The following is a 21,806-nucleotide window of genomic DNA, read 5'->3' as shown; positions in this document are numbered from 1 at the left end:
CGTCATCCTTAGCATTCACGCAGGTAATTGAGTGAGTCCTGATAGGCCTTGGCCGGATCGTCGGCACGAACCCGGCACTCGTACACCACATAACCCTGATAGTTATCGGCACGCAGTCGATCGAACAGGCTGGCGAAATCGAGGCTGCCGCTGCCCGGCTGATAGCGGTGGTTATCAGCAATATGCACATGGCCCAGCAGATCGCGGTTGTTATGCAGCGCATCCGTCAGCGAGTCTTCTTCAATGTTCATATGATAGAAATCACCGATGATCTGCACGTGCTTCAGGCCGTTCTCTTCGATATAACGACGCGCGTCGGCCAGGGTATTGATCATATGATCCTGGTAGCGGTTCAGCGGCTCCAGGTAAACGGTGGTCCCGGTGCGCGCCGCTACTTCATCCAGCCAGCGCAGGGAGGCGCTAACCGCCTTGCGGTCACCGTCCAGGCTGCGTGGCGAGGTCATTGGCGGCAGACGGAAGGTAAACATCCCCCAGGCAGCCGGCACGATGATCCCCTTTCCGCCCACTTCCGCCAGGGCTTCCAGTATGCGTTCAATCTGCTGTAAACCGTTCAAACGGCGTTCTTCGATGAAATCCCCGATCCAGCCGTCGTATCCGCCACACGCCGTCGTCACCGGCAGGCCAGTGGCTTTAATAGCGGCTTTCACTTCATCGAGATTTTCCACCAGCAGGCGGCCATCAATTTCATAGCCATCAAATCCCATCGCTTTGATGTATTTGAATTTTTCCATGATATTGGTCGGGAAAAAGGCCTGGTTTTGTGTTGCGATCTTCATGATTTGCTTTCCTTAGCTTAAAAAGTGACGCCCATTTTGATACTCAGTTCCGGATGCTGATCGACATACTTCATATAGCTGTCCGGGCTGGTGGCGAAGGTGACGACCGGGTCGATGAGATCCTCACAGTTGAGATAACCGTTCATCAGCAGTTCCCAGCAGGTCTCTTCAATGCGCTTGCGGCTCCAGCGCGGATAGTCCGGGTTCGGTTCACTGCACGCGCGGGAGAAGACAATCTTCGCGTTGTTGAAGTGTGCTTCGCGGCCCAGGTTGAAGCCCGCCGCAAACGGTTTGGCGAACGCCACATAAGAGATCGTGCCGCCGTAGGCGAGCCCGCGCAGCGCAGATTGCAGCGCATCCGCAAAACCGCTGGTTTCGATGATCACATCCGCACCCTGTTTGCCGGTCAGTTTCTTAATTTCAAGACCGACATCGGTACCGATTGGGTTCAGGCAGTGGTCAGCACCGTGACGGCGAGCGATGTCACAGCGGTGTTCGATAGGATCGACACCAATCACCACGGACGCACCGGCCTTTTTCGCCAGCTGAATGGCGATCTGGCCAATCGCGCCCAGCCCGACAACCACAACGAAATCCCCCACGCGGACGTTTGCGTCACGCACGCCGCTCATGGCGAACTGCGCCGGATCGTAGCAAACGGCGTTTTTCCAGGACGCACCCTGCGGCATTTTGCGCAGCTTATAGTTGTTCACCGCGTTGACGATGACCGTCTCCTGCAATGGGCCGTAGCAGCAGACGCTGTCGCCGATCTGGTATTCCGTGACGTCTGCACCACACTCGATGATGTCGCCGACGATCATGTTCCCCAGCTGAAATTTGCCAAATTCGATGCCGCGCGCTGCCCCTTCTTCACGTGGGGTAAACATCTGCCACTCGGCGTTGAACTCTTCATCGATGAACGGGCTTGCCGCGCGAAAATCTACGACTTCGGTGCCGTGCTTCGGCGCGCCATAACGGGCGCGAATTTTCACCTCATGCGCTGCAACAGGACGATCTTCGTATTCAACCAGCGCCGCTACACGGGGCGCTGTCGCAACTAATTTTTTCATGACTCACTCCTTGTTAAAATCGGCCGCCTCAGCCCTTCACGCCGCCGGCGGTCAAACCACTTTTAATAAAACGTTCAGAAAGGGCATACATAATGACGACCGGGAGCGCCGTCACCAGCGATGCCGCCATCATTCGGCCCCAGATGTAATCTGGCGTACTGAAGAGCGTGTTCAGCCCAACCGGCAACGTGAAGTTGCTGGCGCTGGACAGGAAAATGGAGGCGAACAGATAGTCATTCCACGCCACCATGAAGCAGTAAACAAAGACCGACACCAGGCCAGAGATTGCCAGCGGCACGGTGATGCGGAAGATAATTTGCAGGCGGTTCAGGCCGTCCATCATGGCGGCTTCTTCAATTTCGTCCGGGATGGTGTCGAAGTAGCTGCGCAGCATAAAGACCGCTGTCGGTAACGTCTGGGTCACCATAGTGACGATCAGCGCCAGCTCGGTGTCATAAATGCCGAGCGCGGTGATGATTTTGAACAGCGGCACCACCAGCAGGATCCCGGAGAACATATAGACGGTGTAAAAGCTCGCATTGATCGTCGTGCGCCCCTTAAAGCGCAGTTTGGACAACGCATAAGCGCCCAGCGTGCCGAGAAACACCGCAATGACCGAGGAGGTCAGCGACACCACCATGCTGTTACGGAAGTAATCCACAAACGGGAAAATCAGCGGGTTAAAAATGTCGACGTAATGCTGAAGCGTCCACTCCTGCGGCAGAATGGTCGGATGCAGCGATATCGCCTCTTTCGCGCTTTTAAACGACGTCATTAACATCACAAAAAACGGAAACAGCGTGATAATCAGAAATACCGCCAGCCCCAGATAAAAACCGATGCGGCCCAGTACGCGTTTATTTGTTGCCATTGAGGTTTACCCTTTTTCTGGTCAGCAGAATGACGGCGAAGATGATCACAAACAGCACAACGGAGATCGCGGCCGCTTTGCCCAGGTCATTGAATGCGAAGGCCGTTTTGTAGAGATACACGCCCAGAATATCGACCTTCGTGGTCAGCAGATAAACATCCGCGAACATGTAGAACATCCAGATGGTTCGCAGCGTAACCACCGTAGCCAGCACCGGCATGATGGCGGGCAGCGTGACGATGCGAAAACGCTGCCAGGCATTGGCGCCATCCATCTCTGCCGCTTCGTACAGTGATTTATCGATGGTCTGCAAAATCGCGAGGAACGAGATAAAGGCGTACGGGAAGTAGCGCCAGATAGCGAACAGCACCACCAGCACAAAGCTGCTGCCCGGATTGTCGAACCATAACGGTGCCTGATCATAGAGATGCAGCAGGTCAACGCCCAGATAATTCACAATCCCGTAGCCGTTGTTGAACATGTATTTCCAGGCAAACACCAGGGAAATAGACGGCGTCACGTAGGACAGAATCACCAGCGAACGCGCCGTTTTCCGCATACGGAATTCACGGTTAAAGAAGATCGCCACGGCCAGCCCCAGCCCGGTACTGCCGATCACTACCAGCGCCGTGTACCAGAACGTCATCCACAGGGAGTGCCAGAACGCGGCATCGCCCAAAATGCGAATGTAGTTATCGAGGCCGACGAACGCCGCATCAATACGCGGGTTCAGCGGTAAACGTAAAAAACTGATTTCAATATTGGAAATCATTGGCCAGGCCACCAGGCCCCCCAGCAAAATCAGGCTGGGGGCCAACAGCAGCATGGCGAAAGGCATATCTGAACGACCAGAAAACAACGTCTTCATAATTCCCTTCGCAAAGCGCTCCTATCGTTGTGATATCAGGTCAGTCAGTTTTTTCTGGCTGTTGCTTAACGTCGCATTGAGATCTTTTTGTCCCACCGTCACGTTATGCACCATGGAACTGATAATGCCGGACCCGGTAACGTCTCCCATGCGGGTAAAGTTTTTGTCGCCCACGGCACCAAACACCTGGACGTTCGGGAACTGCGCAATCAGCTCATATGGCAGTTGACCAAAGGCCTTGATCACGTCGTTGTTTTTCCAGGAATCTGTGCCCACTACGAGTTTATTGACCGGTAGCGCGGCGCCCGGAGACATCATGACCCAGTCAGAGGCGTTCTGAGCCTGCTCCATCCAGGTGACAAATTTCTCGGCGGCCTGCGTTTCTTCTTCGGTCTGACCGGTAGTGATGGTCAACGAGGTAATCATGCCGTAGACGGCGGAGGATTTTTCCGTTGGGACCACGAAGCCCAGGTTGGCCGGCGAGCCATCTTTGTAGACCGCAGGCAGGATATAGGTGGAGTACACGGCCATAGGCGCAGAACCGTTCATGAAGGCGTCTTTGATCTCCATGACATCGTTCGAACCCGGCATCGTGGTCGCGGCCAGTGCCTTATAAAATGCCAGCGCTTTCGACATTTCAGGTGTATCGATTTCCACGTTGCCGTTTGCATCAAAGACGTTGGCGCCGCCCGACAAGGCAAACTGCGAGAAGGCCTGCTCGGTCATAACGCTTTCCGCGGTTGGAAGCGCGATACCGTAATGTTTTTTAGCCGGATCGTTGAGCGCCTGACTGGCTTTCAGCAGTTGCTCCCAGTTGTGCGGCTCTTCAATACCCGCAGCTCCGAGCGCATCTTTGTGATACCAGATGCCGGACAGCCAGGCGCTAACCGGCACCCCCGTCCATGCGCTGCCATCTTCCGTGCGAACCACGCGTAAAATGCCGTCGTAAAATGTCTCCTCGCCCACCGCCTTGATGGCGCGGCCGATGGCGTCACGATCCAGCAGTTGCTCTTTATCCATGACTTTGGCGTAGTCATGGCTGATCTCAATCACCTCCGGCAGCGCACCGGTACGAGCCAGCGTAATAACCTTGGTGTTGTAGGCATCTTCTTCAACGGGTACCTGCTTCACCGTAATCGACGGGTTCTCTTTCTCGAATTTCTCGATCAGTTTCGTTATCACCGCCTGGCGTTCCTGTTCCACCGACGAGTGCATAAACTCAATGGTGACCTGAGATGCTTTATCGTCCTTACAGCCTGATAACAGGGCGCACGAAACCAGTGCTGATAACAGCACAATTTTGGGCATTTTCATTTTAGGGTCCTTTTTAGTTTTCTTTAATCCACATTACCTGCCATGGATTGAGGGTCAGATCCGTACCGCTAATATGTTGTCCTGATAGTAATTCCTTACCAGATAGCGTTTGCTCATAAACGGTCTGCATTTTATTGCTAAAATTAAATAATGCTGTAATACGTTCGCCATTTTCAGCAACGCGGATAATTTTAAGAATTTGTTCACCCACTGCGTCGAAAACAGCCTGACTGTCTGGATGGAATGCGCTTTCCCCGCGACGAATAGCGATAAGCTCACTCAAACGAGAATAAATTTGAGAACGAATACTCTTCTTGTTATTCAGTTCGCTATCGACCTGCCCCGCCGTGTATTTTTTCCGGTTAATCGCGCGATTATAACCAAGGCGTTCAACACCTTCATAATCGTTACGCGAACCAAGAATGCTCTGAATATAAACGGCCGGCACGCCTGGAAAACTTAACAACACGGCATGCGCGAGGATGAACCGGGCAATACGCTCATCATCTGCACTTTCTTGTAAACTTAAGGCATCAAGATAGGTGACATTAATTTCGTAGGGGCTTCGCGTTCCGTCAGGGTTATTTTTCCAGTTGACCAGCGCGCCTTCCTGCTGAAGCTTCTCGACCAGCGAGAGGATCTCTGATTCCGGAAGAATGCCGCGCAGCGGGTTCAAACCGATACCATCATGCGAGGCCAGGAAGTTAAACCAGGTGGTGTGCGTTGAAAGCAGCGCCAGCGACCCCGCCCACTGGCTGAGGGCTTTAACATCCTGACAATGAACGGCATGCAGCACCAGCGGAGGTAAGGAGAAATGATAGACCATCTGGGCTTCATTTTCACCATCACCGAAGTAAGAGATATTGTCTTTGTGTGGAACATTTGTCTCAGTGATGATCACCGTTCCGGGTGCAACGGCATCCGTAATGGCGCGGAATAACTGGATGAGGCAATGGGTTTGTTCCAGATGGATGCAGCTTGTTCCAGGGATCTTCCACATAAAACCGACCGCATCCAGTCGGATGTAACGCGCCCCTTCTGCAAGGTAATGGAGCAGTACGTCCACCATGGCAATCAGCACCTGCGGCGAGGCGAAGTTGAGGTCGATCTGGTCTTCACTGAATGTGGTCCACAGATGACGAACGCTGCCATCATGCAGCGTAAACGGCGTCAGCAGCGGCAAGGCACGTGGACGCGTCACTGCGGATAAATCGGTTTCGGGGTCGACTGAAATAAAGAAATCTTCATAGCCGGGCCTCTGCGCCAGATAATAAGCAAACCATTCGCTTTTCGCTGACATATGGTTGCAAACGAAGTCAAACATTAAGCTGGCTGACTGTTTTAATTCCGCGACATCCTGCCAGGTACCCGTTTCAGGTGCAACATTGTGATAATCGATAACGGAAAATCCATCATCTGACGACCACGGATAAAAAGGTAAAAGATGGACATGGGAAAACGTGCGAGAAAGCCATTCATTATAGAACCGGGTGAATACCGGCAATGCTTTCTCCCCTTTCGCGGAGAACTGATCGGCATAGGTAATCAGAACAACGTCTTTTTCATCCCAGCCTGACTTACGCTTTTCCGTAATATTAACCGCCGCCTGTTCAAGCTTCGTTAATAACACGTTCAGGTGTGCATCTGAAAATGATTCACCGTAAATATGATTGATGAGTTTTTTAATTTTTGCGTTCACTTTATTTTACATGGTAGCGGTCCCACGGACTGGCAATCTACTCCCATGAAAAATATCTGTCAACGCACCTGTGGGCTGAAAAAGGCATTCTCAAAGCAGCGCAACGCAGTAATGTGAGCTGCCGCAAAGAACGAGAAAAAGCAGAGGGGAAATTCATGCCCTCTCTCTGAGCGAGAAAGGGCTTTTGCGCGAGGGATTAGCGTGAAAGGTAGCGGCGGGAAACGCGTTTCGCCAGTTTCTTTAATAGCGGCTCCAGTGCGACCGCCAGCACCATTCTGACCGGCTTACGGGCAACAGACTTGATCGCCCAGCCAGCCACACCCGCCGGACCATAACGTAACGCCGTCATCAGAACCAGTTTACCTGCGATTTTCAGGCCGGGTTTTACCTTCTGACCGGCCTGTTGCCAGTTTTGTTTCATGTATGTTCTCTCTTAAAGCTGACGAAAACGACTTCTCAGCGTAAAGGTATCGGAGGTGACGTAACGTTCCATCTCGCGCAATCGCTTCTCCCCTGCGCTCAGCTGCTCGTCTACCGCATTGAGGAGATCGCTGCTGGTTGGCGTGTTCTCTGCATCCAGTTCACCGTCCGGCATAGGATCGAGTACAAACGACAGAATGACGTATGCCACCAGAGTAATAAAGGCCAGGCCAAAGAAAATCGACAATACGGTGACCACGCGCACCAGTTTTACCGGGACATCCAGATAGTGTGCCAGCCCGGCGCAAACGCCCCGTACCATGCCCTGCTGTGGAATGCGCCACAGTTTTTTATTCAGATTCAGTCCAGCCATTAACGCTCCCTCCAGTTCGGGTGTTCCGCATCCAGGATAGCTTCCAGCGCCTGAATACGTTCGCGCATTTTGTTTGCCTCAGCAGAGAGCTGCGCCAGCCGCTGCTGTTCACTCTGCGACAGCTCACCGCGTGAAGTGCGGTTGCTGTAGTGCAGCCATAACCAGATGGGCAGAACAAACAGCACGAAAATTGTCAGGGGTATTGCCAGAAAAAGCGCGCTCATGTGTACTCCTTGTCTTGCGATGCGGCACGCTCAGGTGCCGCAGGAATTATTATTGATTATCTTGTTTCATTTTGGCTTTCAGCGCAGCCAGCTGCTCGCTAATTTCATCATCGGCTTTCAGGTCAGCAAACTGCTGATCGAGGGTTTTCTGCTTACCAATGCTGTGGCTTTCGGCTTCCGCTTCCATGTGGTCGATACGGCGTTCAAACGATTCGAAACGCGCCATCGCTTCATCCAGTTTGCCGCTGTCCAGCTGGCGACGCACGTCGCGGGACGAGCTTGCAGCCTGATGGCGCAGCGCCAGCGCCTGTTGACGCGCACGGGTTTCGCTGAGTTTATTTTCAAGCTCACCGATCTCTTTCTTCATGCGGGTCAGGGTATCATCCACCAGCGTCACTTCATGTTCCAGCGTGGCAACCATCTCGGTAAGCTTCTGCTTCTCAATCAGCGCAGCGCGGGCCAGATCTTCTTTATCTTTGCGCAGCGCCAGTTCAGCTTTTTCCTGCCACTCGTTGAGCTGGGCAGTCGCCTGCTCGATACGACGCGTTAACTGCTTTTTCTCTGCCAGCGCGCGGGCGGATGTGGAGCGTACTTCAACCAGCGTGTCTTCCATTTCCTGAATCATCAGGCGCACCAGCTTCTGCGGATCTTCCGCTTTCTCCAGCAGCGAGTTGATGTTGGCGTTCACGATGTCGGCAAAACGAGAAAAAATACCCATAATTCAATCCTCATAGTTCTGTTATCGGGCGATGCCCTGCTGTGTAGTAAATACAATTCCCGTGCCAACTTTTTATCTTATTGATTTTACTGAATCTGATTGATATTCACCCAGCCAGAGACTATTCTCACCTGGTGAATATCACTAAGGAGTGGTTAATTTCATCATGGCTGAATATAAAGACAATTTGCTTGGCGAAGCGAACAGCTTTTTGGAAGTGCTTGAACAGGTGTCACGCCTCGCGCCGCTGAATAAACCGGTGCTAATCATCGGGGAACGTGGAACCGGTAAAGAACTCATTGCTAACCGCCTGCACTTTCTTTCTGGCCGCTGGGACGGTCCCTTTATTTCGCTTAACTGCGCGGCACTGAATGAAAATCTGCTCGACACGGAGCTTTTCGGTCATGAAGCCGGCGCCTTTACTGGCGCACAAAAACGCCATCCCGGCCGTTTTGAGCGCGCCGATGGCGGAACGCTTTTCCTCGACGAGCTGGCCACAGCGCCGATGCTGGTGCAGGAAAAACTGCTGCGCGTCATAGAGTATGGCGAACTGGAACGCGTTGGCGGTAGTCAGCCGCTCCAGGTCAACGTTCGCCTGGTGTGCGCCACTAACGCCGATCTGCCCGCGATGGTGGCAGAGGACAAATTCCGCGCCGACCTGCTGGACAGGCTGGCTTTCGATGTCGTTCAGCTGCCGCCGCTGCGGGAGCGACGTAGCGATATCATGCTGCTGGCCGATCAGTTTGCCATTCAGATGTGCCGGGAACTGGGCCTGCCGCTCTTTCCGGGCTTTAGCGAACAGGCCACCGAGACCCTGCTCGGTTACCACTGGCCGGGAAATATTCGTGAACTCAAAAACGTGGTGGAACGGTCCGTTTACCGTCATGGCAGCAGCGAGTCCGAGCTGGACAACATTATACTCGATCCGTTTCGGCGCGAGGTTAAACAGGCCCCTGCTCCGGCGGCGCGCCAGCAGGGTCCGGCGTTGCCGCTCGATTTACGCCAGTTCCAGCATCAGCAGGAGCAGCAGCTGCTCGAACAGAGCCTAAAAGAGGCGAAATATAATCAGAAACGGGCGGCTGAACTGCTGGGTCTGACCTACCATCAGTTAAGGGCATTGCTCAAAAAACATCAAATGCGCTGACATTATCAGCACTTACCCCCAGACATTTTTACGAAGCAGGCGTAAGTGCGATACACTTTGCAGATCGAATCTAAAAACCTTAAAAACTATGCGCCTGGTTTTATCGTCCCTGTTTGCACTCGGTCTGTTCAGCAATCTGGCATTTGCTGCGTCCGATCGCGCTGTGCCCCCTGATATCCGTGAGAGTGGTTTCGTCTATTGCGTCAGCGGGCAAGTTGATACCTTTAATCCGCAAAAAGCGGGGAGCGGCCTGATTGTTGATACGCTGGCCGCACAGCTCTACGATCGCCTGCTCGACGTCGATCCTTATACCTATCGGCTGGTTCCGGAGCTTGCCGAAAGCTGGGAAGTAATGGATAACGGCGCCACGTACCGCTTCCGTCTACGCGATGATGTTGCTTTTCAGCACACCCCGTGGTTTACGCCAACCCGCAAGCTCAACGCGGATGACGTGGTTTTCACCTTCCAGCGCATCTTCAACCGCAATCATCCATGGCATAACGTCAACGGCAGCAACTTCCCCTATTTCGACAGTCTGCAATTCGCGGACACGGTCAAAAGCGTGCGCAAGCTGGATAACCGCACCGTTGAGTTTCGCCTGACGCACCCGGACGCCTCCTTCCTCTGGCACCTGGCGACGCACTACGCCTCCGTCATGTCAGCGGAGTACGCGGATCAGCTGACGAAAAAGGATCGTCAGGAACGCCTCGATCGTGAGCCCGTGGGCACAGGGCCGTTCCAGCTGGCGGAGTACCGCGCCGGACAATACATTCGCCTGCAACGTCACGATAATTTCTGGCGCGGCAAGCCGCTGATGCCGCAGGTTATCGTTGATCTGGGTTCAGGAGGAACTGGCCGTCTCTCCAAACTGCTGACCGGCGAGTGCGACGTCCTTGCGTGGCCTGCGGCCAGCCAGTTAACGATTTTGCGCGACGACCCTCGCCTGCGCCTGACCCTCCGCCCGGGAATGAACATCGCTTATCTGGCATTTAACACCGATAAGCCGCCGCTGAATAATCCGGCCGTGCGCCATGCGCTGGCGTTAGCGATCAACAATCAGCGTCTGATGCAGTCGATTTACTACGGTACCGCGGAAACCGCCGCCTCGATTCTGCCGCGTGCCTCATGGGCCTATGACGGCGAGGCGAAGATCACGGAATATAATCCGGCCAAAGCGCGCGAACAGCTTAAAGCGCTGGGGGCAGAAAACCTGACGCTACAGCTTTGGGTGCCTACCAGCTCTCAGGCGTGGAACCCCAGCCCGCTGAAAACCGCCGAGCTGTTGCAGGCAGATATGGCGCAGGTGGGCGTTAAGGTGATCATCGTTCCGGTCGAAGGCCGTTTCCAGGAGGCGCGGCTGATGGACATGAACCACGACTTAACGCTGGCTGGCTGGTCTACCGACAGTAACGATCCGGACAGCTTCTTCCGTCCGCTACTGAGCTGTGCAGCGATAAATTCCCAGACCAACTATGCCCACTGGTGTAACCGTGAATTTGATGCCGTGCTGCAAAAAGCGCTGGCGTCCCAGCAGCTTGCGTCACGCATTGAAGCCTACGATGAGGCGCAAAATATTCTGGCCAGAGAGCTGCCCGTATTGCCGCTTGCCTCTTCCCTGCGCCTTCAGGCCTACCGTTACGATATTAAAGGGCTGGTACTTAGCCCGTTTGGTAACGCCTCCTTCGCGGGCGTGACCCGTGAGAAAGAGCAAGAGGTGAAAAAGCCATGATTATCTTTACCTTGCGTCGGCTGCTGTTACTGCTGGTCACCCTGTTCTTACTGACCTTTGTCGGCTTTAGCCTTAGCTACTTTACGCCGCACGCCCCGCTTCAGGGCTCATCCCTCTGGGACGCATGGCTGTTCTGGTTTAACGGCCTGCTGCACTGGGATTTCGGCGTGTCCAGCATCAACGGACAGCTCATCTCCGAGCAGCTTAAGGTGGTGTTCCCGGCCACCATGGAGCTGTGTATACTCGCCTTCGGCTTTGCCCTTATGGTGGGGATCCCGGTGGGGATGCTGGCGGGAATTTATCGCAATAAATGGCAGGATAAATTCATCAGCGCGCTTGCCTTAATTGGCTTCTCTATCCCAGTCTTCTGGCTGGCGCTGCTGCTAACCCTTTTCTTCTCATTGACGCTGGGCTGGTTGCCGGTTTCGGGGCGTTTTGATCTGCTGTATAACGTGCAAACGGTAAGCGGCTTCGCCATCGTTGACGCCTGGCTTTCTGATTCAGTCTGGCGCGACGAAATGATCGTAAGCGCGTTGCGCCACATGGTGCTGCCGGTGCTCACGCTGGCCGTCGCGCCCACCACCGAAGTGATCCGCCTGATGCGTATCAGCACCATCGAAGTCTTCGAGCAAAACTATGTTAAAGCCGCGGCCACGCGTGGACTGTCTCGTCTGACGATTTTGCGCCGCCACGTGCTGCACAATGCATTGCCGCCGGTGATTCCCCGTCTTGGGCTGCAATTCTCCACCATGCTGACGCTGGCGATGATCACCGAGATGGTCTTCAGCTGGCCGGGCCTTGGACGCTGGATGATCAACGCGATTCGCCAGCAGGACTATGCGGCTATCTCCGCCGGCGTGATGGTGATTGGCTCACTGGTTATTATTGTTAACGTTGTTTCCGATATTTTGGGTGCCATGGCCAACCCGTTGAAGCATAAGGAATGGTATGCCTTACGATAACGTCTACAGCGAAAAGCGCACACCTGGTGCGCTACGTACCGTGTGGCGTAATTTTTACGGCGACACCACGGCAATGATCGGCTTTTACGGCTGCATTGGCCTCGTGTTGCTGTGCGTTTTGGGTTCGTGGTTTGCGCCGTATGGCATCGATCAGCAGTTCCTTGGCTACCAGCTTTTACCGCCGTCATGGTCGCGCTACGGGGAGGTTTCTTTCTTCCTCGGTACTGACGATCTCGGACGCGACGTGCTAAGCCGCCTGCTGAGCGGCGCGGCCCCCACGGTGGGCGGCGCATTTGTGGTGACGCTTGCCGCGGCGATCTGCGGCCTGGCGCTGGGTATTTTTGCCGGATCAACCCACGGGCTGCGGTCAGCCGTGCTTAACCACATTCTGGATACCCTGCTCTCTATTCCTTCGTTGCTGCTGGCGATTATCGTCGTGGCCTTCGCGGGGCCGCACCTGACGCACGCGATGTTTGCCGTCTGGCTGGCGATTCTGCCGCGCATGGTGCGCTCGGTTTACAGCCTGGTTCATGACGAACTGGAGAAAGAGTATGTCGTCGCCGCCCGTCTGGACGGTGCCACTACGTTCAATATTCTGTGGTTTGCCGTGCTGCCTAATATTGCCGCCGGGCTGGTGACGGAGATCACCCGCGCCCTGTCGATGGCGATTCTGGATATCGCGGCGCTGGGCTTCCTTGACCTGGGCGCGCAGCTCCCTTCTCCGGAATGGGGCGCTATGCTCGGCGATGCGCTGGAGCTGATTTACGTTGCGCCGTGGACGGTCATGCTGCCGGGCGCGGCCATTATGGTGAGCGTTCTGCTTATCAATCTGCTGGGCGACGGGATCCGCCGCGCAATCAATGCGGGGGTGCAATAATGCCGTTACTTGATATCCGTAACCTCACCATCGAAATCAAAACGGGTGAAGGCTGGGTTAAAGCCGTGGATCGCATCAGCATTACCCTTGCAGAAGGCGAAATCCGCGGTCTGGTGGGCGAATCGGGTTCAGGTAAAAGCCTGATCGCCAAAGCCATTTGCGGCGTGTCGAAAGACAACTGGCGCGTCACCGCCGACCGTATGCGCTTCGACGACATCGATCTGTTGCGTCTCTCACCGCGAGAACGCCGCAAGCTGGTGGGCCATAACGTCTCGATGATTTTCCAGGAGCCGCAATCCTGTCTTGACCCGTCCGAGCGCGTGGGCAAACAGCTGATGCAGAACATTCCCGGCTGGACCTATAAAGGCCGCTGGTGGCAGCGTTTCGGCTGGCGTAAACGCCGTGCCGTTGAGCTATTGCACCGCGTCGGGATCAAAGATCATAAAGACGCAATGCGCAGCTTCCCGTATGAACTGACCGACGGTGAATGCCAGAAAGTGATGATAGCTATCGCCCTGGCCAATCAGCCGCGTCTGCTGATTGCGGATGAACCCACGAACGCGATGGAGCCAACGACCCAGGCGCAGATTTTCCGCCTGCTTACGCGTCTGAATCAGAATAACAACACCACCATTTTGCTGATCAGCCATGACCTGCAAATGCTCAGCAAGTGGGCGGATAAAATTGACGTGATGTATTGCGGACAGACGGTAGAAACCGCGCCCAGTGAAGACCTGGTGACAACGCCGCATCATCCCTACACGCAGGCGTTGATTCGGGCGATCCCTGACTTTGGCAGCGCGATGCCACACAAGAGCCGTCTGAATACCCTGCCCGGCGCGATCCCCCTGCTGGAGTCGCTGCCCATTGGCTGCCGTTTGGGTCCGCGTTGCCCGTATGCTCAACGTAAATGTATTGAAACACCGCGCCTGACAGGGCCTAAAAACCATCTGTTTGCCTGTCATTTCCCGCTGAACATGGAGAGAGAGTGAAATGGTCGAAACCTTACTGGAAGTGCGTAACCTGAGTAAGACCTTTCGCTATCGTACAGGCCTGTTTCACCGTCAGACCGTCGAGGCGGTTAAACCGCTGAGCTTCACGCTACGCGAAAAGCAGACGCTGGCGATTATCGGTGAAAATGGTTCGGGCAAATCAACCCTCGCGAAAATGCTCGCGGGCATGGTAGAGCCGAGTGGCGGTGAAATACTGATTGACGATCATCCTCTGGAATTTGGTGACTACTCTTTCCGCAGTCAGCGCATCCGGATGATATTTCAGGATCCGTCGACGTCCCTCAACCCGCGCCAGCGTATTTCCCAGATCCTGGACTTCCCGTTGCGGTTGAATACCGACCTGGAGCCGGAAGCGCGTCGCAAACGGATTGTCGAAACACTGCGTCTGGTAGGCCTCCTGCCCGACCACGTGAGCTATTACCCCCACATGCTGGCTCCGGGCCAAAAGCAGCGTCTCGGTCTGGCCCGCGCGCTGATCCTGCGCCCGAAGGTGATTATCGCCGACGAAGCGCTGGCGTCGCTGGATATGTCGATGCGTTCGCAACTCATCAACCTGATGCTGGAGCTACAGGAAAAGCAGGGGATCTCGTACATCTACGTGACCCAGCACCTGGGCATGATGAAGCACATCAGCGATCAGGTGCTGGTGATGCACCAGGGTGAAGTGGTTGAGCGCGGCAGCACCGCTGACGTGCTGGCCTCCCCGCTCCACGATCTGACAAAACGCCTGATTGCCGGACACTTTGGTGAAGCGTTGACGGCGGACGCGTGGCGGAAAGATCGTTAGCCGTTGCGTAACCCGCTTGCCAGCAGAGTAAACACCTCAATGGCATGCGGCAGCGTCTTCTGCGGCTCATCGCTCGCGGCAATCATCAAAGCAGCATTCAGCGCAGCGCCGTTTAGCAAATGGGCTGCGACTTTCGCATCCATTTTTTTAAGCACGTTGCGTTCGATTAATGTTTCGATGGTGCAGCGAGTCGACTCAAGACAGCTGTTCTGGCTGGGCCATTGCGCCGGATCGCCCAGTACGGCCGGGCCGTCAAGCAGCACGATGCGCTGAACTTCCGGAACGAGCGCCATGTTGATGTAGGCGATACCCTCCGCCAGCAGTCTCTCCCAGTCATCGTCTGCGGCTGCGGCAACGGCTTTCGCGTTGGCCGCCATTTCGCTGTCTATCTGCGCGACCACCGCCGCCAGTAATCCTTTCTTATCGGTAAAATTATGATACAGCGCGCCGCGCGTTAACCCCACGCTTGCCGTCAGTTCATCCATCGACGCTGCGGCATAGCCTTTTTCAGCAAAAGCCTTCCGCGCCGCCTGAATCATTTTTTCGCGATTTTCCTGAGCCGTTTCAGCACGACGTTTTGTAGCCATAGAACTTCCTATAAAAGCGGTATTTTTAATTTGACATACGCGGCGTATGTGAATTACCTTTTTTTCACATACATCGCGTATGTTACTTCTCTTGCGTAACCACAACAACACCTCTGACAGAAAAGGAAATACCATGCCTCCACGTAATCCTGTCTTCCCTGCCAATCGACATGCCCTTTATGAGGAGCATGGCTATTCGGCTGCCATTCGCTCTGGCGATCTGTTATTTGTTTCCGGTCAGGTCGGCAGCCGCAGCGATGGCACGCCTGAACCTGACTTCGTCGCTCAGGTGCAACTCGCATTCGATAATTTACAGGCGACTCTCGCCGCCGCAGGATGCACGTTTGACGATCTGATTGATGTCACGACGTTTCATACCGATCCTGAAAACCAGTTCCCCGTCATCATGGAGGCGAAAAAACGGGCCTTTCCGCAGCCACCTTACCCCAACTGGACGGCTATCGGCGTTAACTGGCTGGCCGGATTTGATTTTGAAATTAAGGTTATTGCCCGAATCCCCTCGCCAGCGAATGAATATCCGCCCCTGTAAGCGTGAAGGCCAGCTTCTGGTTGGATGAGGCGAACCCAGCACCCGGTGATATACTGCTGGAATACGCACGAAACAGCCTGATGAAGCGTCAGTTCAACGTCTTCCATGAGCCCAGTCAACGCCCTGAAGCGAGAAATATCGTGACACAAGGGGCTGTGAGTGGGCTATAATTTCGAGCTAATTTCGAATGATTTTGAAATACTGCCTGTAACGCTATGAATTACAAGGCAAAATAAGCAATGAATATAAGGATTAAAGCTATGGGTTTTCTTTCCGGTAAGCGCATTCTGGTGACTGGCGTTGCCAGCAAACTGTCCATCGCATACGGCATCGCACAGGCTATGCATCGCGAAGGCGCTGAGCTGGCGTTCACCTACCAGAACGACAAGCTGAAAGGCCGTGTTGAAGAATTTGCCGCGCAGCTGGGTTCCAGCATTGTTCTGGAATGTGACGTTGCACAAGACGAAAGCATTGATGGCATGTTTGCTGAACTGGCAAAAGCATGGCCGAAATTCGACGGTTTTGTTCACTCCATCGGCTTCGCTCCAGGCGACCAGCTGGACGGCGACTACGTGAACGCGGTTACCCGTGATGGCTTCAAAATCGCGCACGACATCAGCTCTTACAGCTTCGTTGCGATGGCAAAATCCTGCCGCGCGATGCTGAACCCGGGCGCAGCCCTGCTGACCCTGTCCTACCTGGGTGCAGAACGTGCTATCCCTAACTACAACGTGATGGGTCTGGCAAAAGCGTCTCTGGAAGCCAACGTACGCTACATGGCGAACGCAATGGGTCCTGAAGGCGTGCGTGTTAACGCCATTTCTGCGGGTCCAATCCGTACCCTGGCCGCTTCCGGCATCAAAGATTTCCGTAAAATGCTGGCACACTGCGAAGCGGTTACCCCGATTCGTCGTACCGTTACCATTGAAGATGTGGGTAACTCTGCGGCATTCCTGTGCTCTGACCTTTCCGCGGGTATCTCCGGCGAAGTGGTTCACGTTGACGGCGGCTTCAACATCGCTGCAATGAACGAGCTGGAAATCAAATAAGCCTGTTACTCTCTTCCCGCCAGGGAAGAGAGTTTTCTCCCTCCCCGCACGTCGTTATTCCGTTCTGCTATTTGTTATCACCTAACAATATTTTTCCCCTCATCCGCCTTACGCCAGGATATTGATCGCCATTTTGAGATCAAGGAACGCCCATGGAACAACGCCGTTTTTCCGGCAAAGGCCACTGGTATCATGAAACCCAGTCGAATCATTCGCAGACGGATGTTCTGCCGCTGGTGCCTGAAGCCGCTAACGTCGACGATCGTTTTTTGCTCGATTTAGCCCTGCCTGATGAGGTCCTCGCAAGCTGCGCTGGCTGGCTCTCGCCTGCCCGAGCTCTCTGTCACCTCCTGTTCCCGCTTGATACTCCTGTTAACCGTCTGCATACGCTTAGCGCCTACGACAGGCTGAGTACGGCCTTAACGGTTGCGCAGGCGTGTGGCGTCCAGCGGCTCTGTAACCACTACGCGGCGCTGCTCGCCCCCCTTCCGGGCCCCGACTCTTCCCGGGAAAGCAATCGACGCCTTGCAGAAATCACCCAATATGCCCGCCAGTTAGCCAGCTCGCCCGATGTCATCGACGATAAAGCCCAATACCAGCTTGATGAGGTTGGGCTCACGACGTATGACATTGTGCTTATCAACCAGATCATCGGTTTTATCGGTTTTCAGGCACGCGTAGTTGCGGTGTTTCAGGCGCTGCTCGGCCATCCGGTACGCTGGCTGCCCGGACACCACATTCAGCCCCATACGCTACCGGTCAGCTTCCGCAGATGGGCCGCCACGCTACCCGCGGTTGAACTAAAATATGCCAGCGCGCTTCAGCTTGAGGCACTCTCACGCTGGCAGGCGGAACCGGCGCTACAGGCGCTCACGCCGGTGCTGTGCCATGAACCGATGCTGCTTAATCTGACGGGCGACATTCTGGTTAACCATCCGCAAAGCGAAGGCCCCTCTTTTTCGATGCTCTCAGCCGCCCATACGCTGCTCGCCGCTTCGCCGGATCGCTTTAGCGCCGCCCAGTTAACGCCCCTGACCGAGTCGGGTATCCCGCCAGAAACCGCCATTAATTTGCTCACCCGGCACGCGTTTTATGGTTGGCTGGACCGCCTGCGCGTGGCGCTCGGCAGAGAGGAATAACCGTACTCTTTACCTAAAGAGCGCTTGCTGTAGCAGTGAGAATCGCGTAAAACTGTCAGCCGCTCAATGGCTACGAAAATAGAACATTATGTTTCAGGACAACCCGCTGCTTGCGCAGCTTAAACAGCAACTGCATTCCCAGACTCCGCGTGCAGAAGGGGTCGTAAAAGCCACGGAAAAGGGCTTTGGCTTTCTGGAAGTTGACGGACAAAAGAGCTACTTCATTCCGCCTCCTCAGATGAAGAAAGTGATGCATGGCGACCGCATTTCGGCCGTTATTCATACCGAAAAGGAACGAGAGTCTGCCGAGCCGGAAGCACTGATCGAGCCTTTCCTGACCCGCTTTGTCGGGAAAGTGCATAAAAAAGACGATCGTCTCTCTATCGTGCCGGATCATCCTCTCCTGAAAGAGGCTATTCCGTGCCGCGCCGCGCGTGGCGTTGAGCATGATTTCGTAGAGGGTGACTGGGCCGTTGCTGAGATGCGCCGTCATCCGTTAAAAGGCGATCGCGGCTTTTACGCCGAGCTGACCCAGTTCATCACCTTTGGCGACGACCACTTCGTGCCGTGGTGGGTGACGCTGGCGCGCCATAACCTGGAAAAAGAGGCGCCGGATGGCGTGGCGACAGAAATGCAGGACGAGGGACTGGAGCGTCGCGATCTGACCGGGCTGGACTTTGTCACCATCGACAGCGCCAGCACCGAGGATATGGACGACGCGCTGTACGCGGAAGAAGCCGCGGATGGCAAACTGCATCTGACCGTTGCGATCGCCGACCCTACCGCATGGATTGTCGAAGGCAGCAAGCTGGACGAGATGGCCAAAGTGCGTTCATTCACCAACTACCTGCCGGGCTTCAACATCCCGATGCTGCCGCGCGAACTTTCCGACGACCTCTGCTCCCTGCGTCCCCATGAAGTGCGTCCAGTACTGGCGTGCCGCATGACCATCGCGGCTGACGGTACCATTGAAGAAGATATCGAATTCTTCGCCGCCACCATCGAATCCAAAGCCAAGCTTGCCTATGACAACGTCTCCAACTGGCTGGAGAACACCGGTAACTGGACACCTGACTCTGAGAATATTGCCGCGCAAATTCGCCTGCTGCACCGCGTCTGCCTGAGCCGCAGCGAATGGCGTCAGACCCACGCGCTGGTCTTCAAGGATCGCCCGGACTACCGTTTCGTGCTGGGTGAAAAAGGCGAAGTGCTGAACATCGTCGCTGAGCCACGCCGTATTGCCAACCGCATCGTTGAAGAAGCGATGATTTCCGCCAACATTTGTGCCGCACGCGTGCTGCGCGACAAATTAGGCTTCGGCATTTACAACGTGCACACTGGGTTCGATCCGGCGAACACCGAAGCGCTGGCTGCCCTGCTGAAAACCCATGACGTACACGTTGATCCTGAGGAAGTGCTGACCCTGCAAGGTTTTTGCAAACTGCGCCGCGAGCTGGACGCGCAGCCGTCAGGGTTCCTTGACAGCCGTATTCGCCGTTTCCAGTCCTTCGCGGAAATCAGCACCGAGCCAGGCCCGCACTTTGGTCTCGGCCTTGAGGCGTACGCTACCTGGACCTCCCCGATCCGTAAGTACGGCGACATGGTTAACCATCGTCTGCTGAAAGCGATCGTTAAAGGGGAATCCGTTGCCCGCCCACAGGATGATACGACGTTGCAGATGGCAGAGCGTCGCCGTCTGAACCGTATGGCGGAGCGTGATGTCGGTGACTGGTTATACGCGCGCTTCCTGAATGATAAGGCAGGAACTGACACCCGTTTCCCGGCTGAAATTATCGACATCAGCCGAGGCGGTATGCGCGTACGTCTGGTGGATAATGGCGCCGTAGCCTTTATCCCTGCCCCGTTCCTGCATGCCGTTCGCGACGAGCTGGTTTGCAGCCAGGAAAACGGGACCGTGCAAATTAAAGGCGAAACGGTTTATAAGGTCACTGACGTGATTGATGTCACCATCGCTGAAGTTCGTATGGAAACCCGCAGCATTATCGCGCGCCCTGTCGCCTGATAATCACCTGGAATATCGGCCATCTTCTTAACGGATGGCCGATACTTCTCTCCCGTACTATCTCCCGCAAAATCATCGTTTTTACTCATACTTTTCAGTATCCCACCGCCATGTATACCGCGGGGTGGAGAGCGCGAAAGAAGACGCCTTTCTGACGAAGAACGGCGTCAACGAACGGCAGGGTTATCTTTTTGCTCAGCCCATGCCTGCTGCCGAATTCGAACGATGGCTAAAGCACTATCAGGCCAGGAATGCCCGTTAGCGCCGTTTTACACTAATCCCCCCTGGAACCCGCAGCCTAAGGGTTTACATTTCTCACTTTCATTTAACGAATTTGGTTATTGCATTTTTTACCTTCTCTTTTGAATCAATTTTCTGCATCATTGATAATATTAACTTTTCGCTTCAGGGTGAGCTTATGTCTAACATTGATGCAGCAGCCGTGGCACAGCGTATCGATACCGTGCTGGATATTCTTGTCGCGGGCGATTATCACTCTGCTATCCGTAATCTTGAGATCCTCAAGTCTGAACTGCTGGCTGAGAACGGCGCCGATAACGCACCAGACTCCACTCAACCAAAAGCCCCGTGGGAAGTGTAACCACGTCTTTTCCGCCTTTGTCTTTTAAATGGATGCTATGAATTCCCGACAACAAATCATTTTGCAGATGGTGATCGATCAGGGACGCGTTAGCGTGGTCGATCTCGCTAAGGCCACCGGCGTTTCTGAAGTCACCATCCGTCAGGATCTGAATCTTCTGGAAAAACAGAGCTACCTGCGTCGTGCGCACGGTTATGCCGTTCCACTGGACAGTGACGACGTCGAAACCCGCATGATGAACAATTATGCGCTCAAGCGGGAGCTGGCTGAGTTTGCAGCATCCTTAGTGAATAACGGTGAGACCGTCTTTATTGAAAATGGCAGCAGTAACGCCCTTCTGGCACGCACGCTTGCCGATCAAAAAGACATTACTATCATCACCGTCAGCAGCTATATCGCCCACCTGTTGAAGGAGACTCGCTGCGAGGTGATCCTGCTGGGCGGTATTTACCAGAAGAAAAGCGAAAGCATGGTGGGGCCTTTAACGCGTCAATACGTTCAGCAGGTTCACTTCAGCAAAGCCTTTATTGGTATTGACGGCTGGCAGCCTGACACCGGTTTTACCGGCCGCGACATGATGCGCTCCGATGTGGTTAACGCCGTGCTCGCCAAAGAGTGTGAAGCAATTGTGCTGACCGACAGCTCTAAGTTTGGTGCCGTGCACCCGTATACAATGGGGCCTGCTTCGCGCTTCAGCCGCGTAATTACGGATGAGCGTTTGCGCGAGGAGTACCGCCAGCAATTAGAACAGGACGGCCTGACTGTTGATATTGTGAAAAAAACGGCCTGATTATCCTGCTGCGCCCGAATAAAGGGCGCACTTAAACCTTTCTCTGAGATTATTCCGATCCCTCCTTTAAGAGTTTTTACCTGTTGAAACCTTTCTAAATACGTAAAATTAATATTAGCGATATAACAGGAAGTGACTATCACCTGCGTGATGATGAAACGCCTGCGCGACCAGCTTTCACGGAAACAGAATTTAGGTATG

The 21,806-nt window shown here is 54.5% G+C and carries 23 protein-coding genes; 12 read left to right on the top strand and 11 right to left on the bottom strand.

Annotated features, from left to right (window positions below):
• Positions 1 to 8: 8 nt before the first annotated feature.
• From INF58_RS15695 to pspA, 10 genes are all read right to left on the bottom strand, one after another.
• Positions 9 to 797, bottom strand: a complete 789-nt coding sequence (locus INF58_RS15695) for a sugar phosphate isomerase/epimerase (RefSeq protein WP_193528044.1) — start codon at positions 795 to 797, stop codon at positions 9 to 11.
• A gap of 17 nt (positions 798 to 814) precedes the next feature.
• A complete protein-coding gene (locus INF58_RS15690; protein ID WP_063866580.1) occupies positions 815 to 1,867 on the bottom strand; it encodes a zinc-binding alcohol dehydrogenase in 1,053 nt (350 codons plus the stop codon).
• 28 nt (positions 1,868 to 1,895) lie between these two features.
• A complete protein-coding gene (locus INF58_RS15685; protein ID WP_193528043.1) occupies positions 1,896 to 2,738 on the bottom strand; it encodes a carbohydrate ABC transporter permease in 843 nt (280 codons plus the stop codon).
• The gene (locus tag INF58_RS15680) at positions 2,725 to 3,606 is read right to left on the bottom strand and encodes a carbohydrate ABC transporter permease (RefSeq protein ID WP_102750156.1); all 882 of its coding nucleotides are present in this window, start codon (positions 3,604 to 3,606) and stop codon (positions 2,725 to 2,727) included. The genes INF58_RS15685 and INF58_RS15680 overlap by 14 nt, the downstream gene beginning before the upstream one ends.
• A 21-nt stretch (positions 3,607 to 3,627) precedes the next feature.
• The gene (locus tag INF58_RS15675; protein WP_112791799.1) at positions 3,628 to 4,920 is read right to left on the bottom strand and encodes an ABC transporter substrate-binding protein; all 1,293 of its coding nucleotides are present in this window, start codon (positions 4,918 to 4,920) and stop codon (positions 3,628 to 3,630) included.
• A gap of 13 nt (positions 4,921 to 4,933) precedes the next feature.
• A complete protein-coding gene (locus INF58_RS15670) occupies positions 4,934 to 6,619 on the bottom strand; it encodes a sugar phosphorylase (protein ID WP_193528042.1) in 1,686 nt (561 codons plus the stop codon).
• Between the two features lie 196 nt (positions 6,620 to 6,815).
• Complete coding sequence (pspD, locus tag INF58_RS15665) at positions 6,816 to 7,040, bottom strand: phage shock protein PspD (RefSeq protein ID WP_063866575.1); 225 nt, start codon at positions 7,038 to 7,040, stop codon at positions 6,816 to 6,818.
• Positions 7,041 to 7,052: 12 nt separating this feature from the next.
• Positions 7,053 to 7,412 (bottom strand): envelope stress response membrane protein PspC, encoded by a 360-nt coding sequence (pspC, locus tag INF58_RS15660; protein ID WP_193528041.1) that lies wholly within the window; start codon positions 7,410 to 7,412, stop codon positions 7,053 to 7,055.
• Positions 7,412 to 7,636, bottom strand: a complete 225-nt coding sequence (gene pspB / locus INF58_RS15655) for an envelope stress response membrane protein PspB (RefSeq protein WP_063452294.1) — start codon at positions 7,634 to 7,636, stop codon at positions 7,412 to 7,414. The genes pspC and pspB overlap by 1 nt, the downstream gene beginning before the upstream one ends.
• Positions 7,637 to 7,685: 49 nt before the next feature.
• On the bottom strand, positions 7,686 to 8,354 hold the full coding sequence (pspA, locus tag INF58_RS15650; protein WP_063452293.1) for a phage shock protein PspA: 669 nt from the start codon (positions 8,352 to 8,354) through the stop codon (positions 7,686 to 7,688).
• A gap of 151 nt (positions 8,355 to 8,505) precedes the next feature.
• On the opposite strand from pspA, the gene pspF reads away from it, so the two are divergent.
• The 6 genes from pspF (at position 8,506) to sapF (ending at position 14,866) form a co-directional block, all read left to right on the top strand.
• Entirely contained in the window at positions 8,506 to 9,498 is a 993-nt protein-coding gene (gene pspF / locus INF58_RS15645) for a phage shock protein operon transcriptional activator (protein WP_180979062.1), read from the top strand.
• 88 nt (positions 9,499 to 9,586) lie between these two features.
• Positions 9,587 to 11,227, top strand: coding sequence for an ABC transporter substrate-binding protein SapA (gene sapA, locus INF58_RS15640; protein WP_193528040.1), 1,641 nt, complete (start codon positions 9,587 to 9,589; stop codon positions 11,225 to 11,227).
• Positions 11,224 to 12,189, top strand: coding sequence for a putrescine export ABC transporter permease SapB (gene sapB / locus INF58_RS15635; RefSeq protein ID WP_063452290.1), 966 nt, complete (start codon positions 11,224 to 11,226; stop codon positions 12,187 to 12,189). The genes sapA and sapB overlap by 4 nt, the downstream gene beginning before the upstream one ends.
• Positions 12,176 to 13,066, top strand: coding sequence for a putrescine export ABC transporter permease SapC (gene sapC, locus INF58_RS15630; RefSeq protein ID WP_063452289.1), 891 nt, complete (start codon positions 12,176 to 12,178; stop codon positions 13,064 to 13,066). The genes sapB and sapC overlap by 14 nt, the downstream gene beginning before the upstream one ends.
• Positions 13,066 to 14,058, top strand: coding sequence for a putrescine export ABC transporter ATP-binding protein SapD (gene sapD / locus INF58_RS15625; protein WP_063866571.1), 993 nt, complete (start codon positions 13,066 to 13,068; stop codon positions 14,056 to 14,058). Before sapC ends, sapD begins: the two co-directional genes overlap by 1 nt.
• 1 nt (position 14,059) lies before the next feature.
• The gene (gene sapF / locus INF58_RS15620; RefSeq protein ID WP_003856838.1) at positions 14,060 to 14,866 is read left to right on the top strand and encodes a putrescine export ABC transporter ATP-binding protein SapF; all 807 of its coding nucleotides are present in this window, start codon (positions 14,060 to 14,062) and stop codon (positions 14,864 to 14,866) included.
• On the opposite strand, the gene INF58_RS15615 is transcribed toward sapF, so the two are convergent.
• Positions 14,863 to 15,453 carry a TetR/AcrR family transcriptional regulator gene (locus INF58_RS15615; RefSeq protein WP_193528039.1) on the bottom strand — a complete coding sequence of 197 codons (591 nt, stop codon included), beginning with the start codon at positions 15,451 to 15,453 and terminating at the stop codon, positions 14,863 to 14,865. The two genes, sapF and INF58_RS15615, sit on opposite strands and share 4 nt — an antisense overlap.
• Before the next feature lie 133 nt (positions 15,454 to 15,586).
• Between INF58_RS15615 and INF58_RS15610 the strand changes: the two genes are divergently transcribed.
• From INF58_RS15610 to INF58_RS15585, 6 genes are all read left to right on the top strand, one after another.
• Positions 15,587 to 16,003: a RidA family protein gene (locus INF58_RS15610; protein ID WP_193528038.1), complete on the top strand. Its 417-nt coding sequence runs from the start codon at positions 15,587 to 15,589 to the stop codon at positions 16,001 to 16,003.
• Between the two features lie 260 nt (positions 16,004 to 16,263).
• Positions 16,264 to 17,052, top strand: a complete 789-nt coding sequence (gene fabI, locus INF58_RS15605) for an enoyl-ACP reductase FabI (RefSeq protein ID WP_003856831.1) — start codon at positions 16,264 to 16,266, stop codon at positions 17,050 to 17,052.
• Between the two features lie 152 nt (positions 17,053 to 17,204).
• On the top strand, positions 17,205 to 18,191 hold the full coding sequence (locus INF58_RS15600; protein WP_193528037.1) for a CMD domain-containing protein: 987 nt from the start codon (positions 17,205 to 17,207) through the stop codon (positions 18,189 to 18,191).
• A gap of 88 nt (positions 18,192 to 18,279) precedes the next feature.
• A complete protein-coding gene (locus INF58_RS15595) occupies positions 18,280 to 20,214 on the top strand; it encodes an exoribonuclease II (protein ID WP_063866567.1) in 1,935 nt (644 codons plus the stop codon).
• 418 nt (positions 20,215 to 20,632) lie between these two features.
• Entirely contained in the window at positions 20,633 to 20,815 is a 183-nt protein-coding gene (locus INF58_RS15590; RefSeq protein ID WP_063867062.1) for a hypothetical protein, read from the top strand.
• 37 nt (positions 20,816 to 20,852) lie between these two features.
• Complete coding sequence (locus INF58_RS15585; RefSeq protein WP_107535470.1) at positions 20,853 to 21,605, top strand: DNA-binding transcriptional regulator YciT; 753 nt, start codon at positions 20,853 to 20,855, stop codon at positions 21,603 to 21,605.
• The last annotated feature ends 201 nt before the right edge of the window (positions 21,606 to 21,806 follow it).

It is taken from the genome of Enterobacter cloacae complex sp. P24RS, from assembly GCF_014982165.1.
Taxonomy (GTDB): Bacteria; Pseudomonadota; Gammaproteobacteria; order Enterobacterales; family Enterobacteriaceae; genus Enterobacter; species Enterobacter quasihormaechei.
The sequence above is the reverse complement of the archived record's forward strand: the minus strand, read 5'-3'. Positions and strand labels throughout refer to the sequence as shown.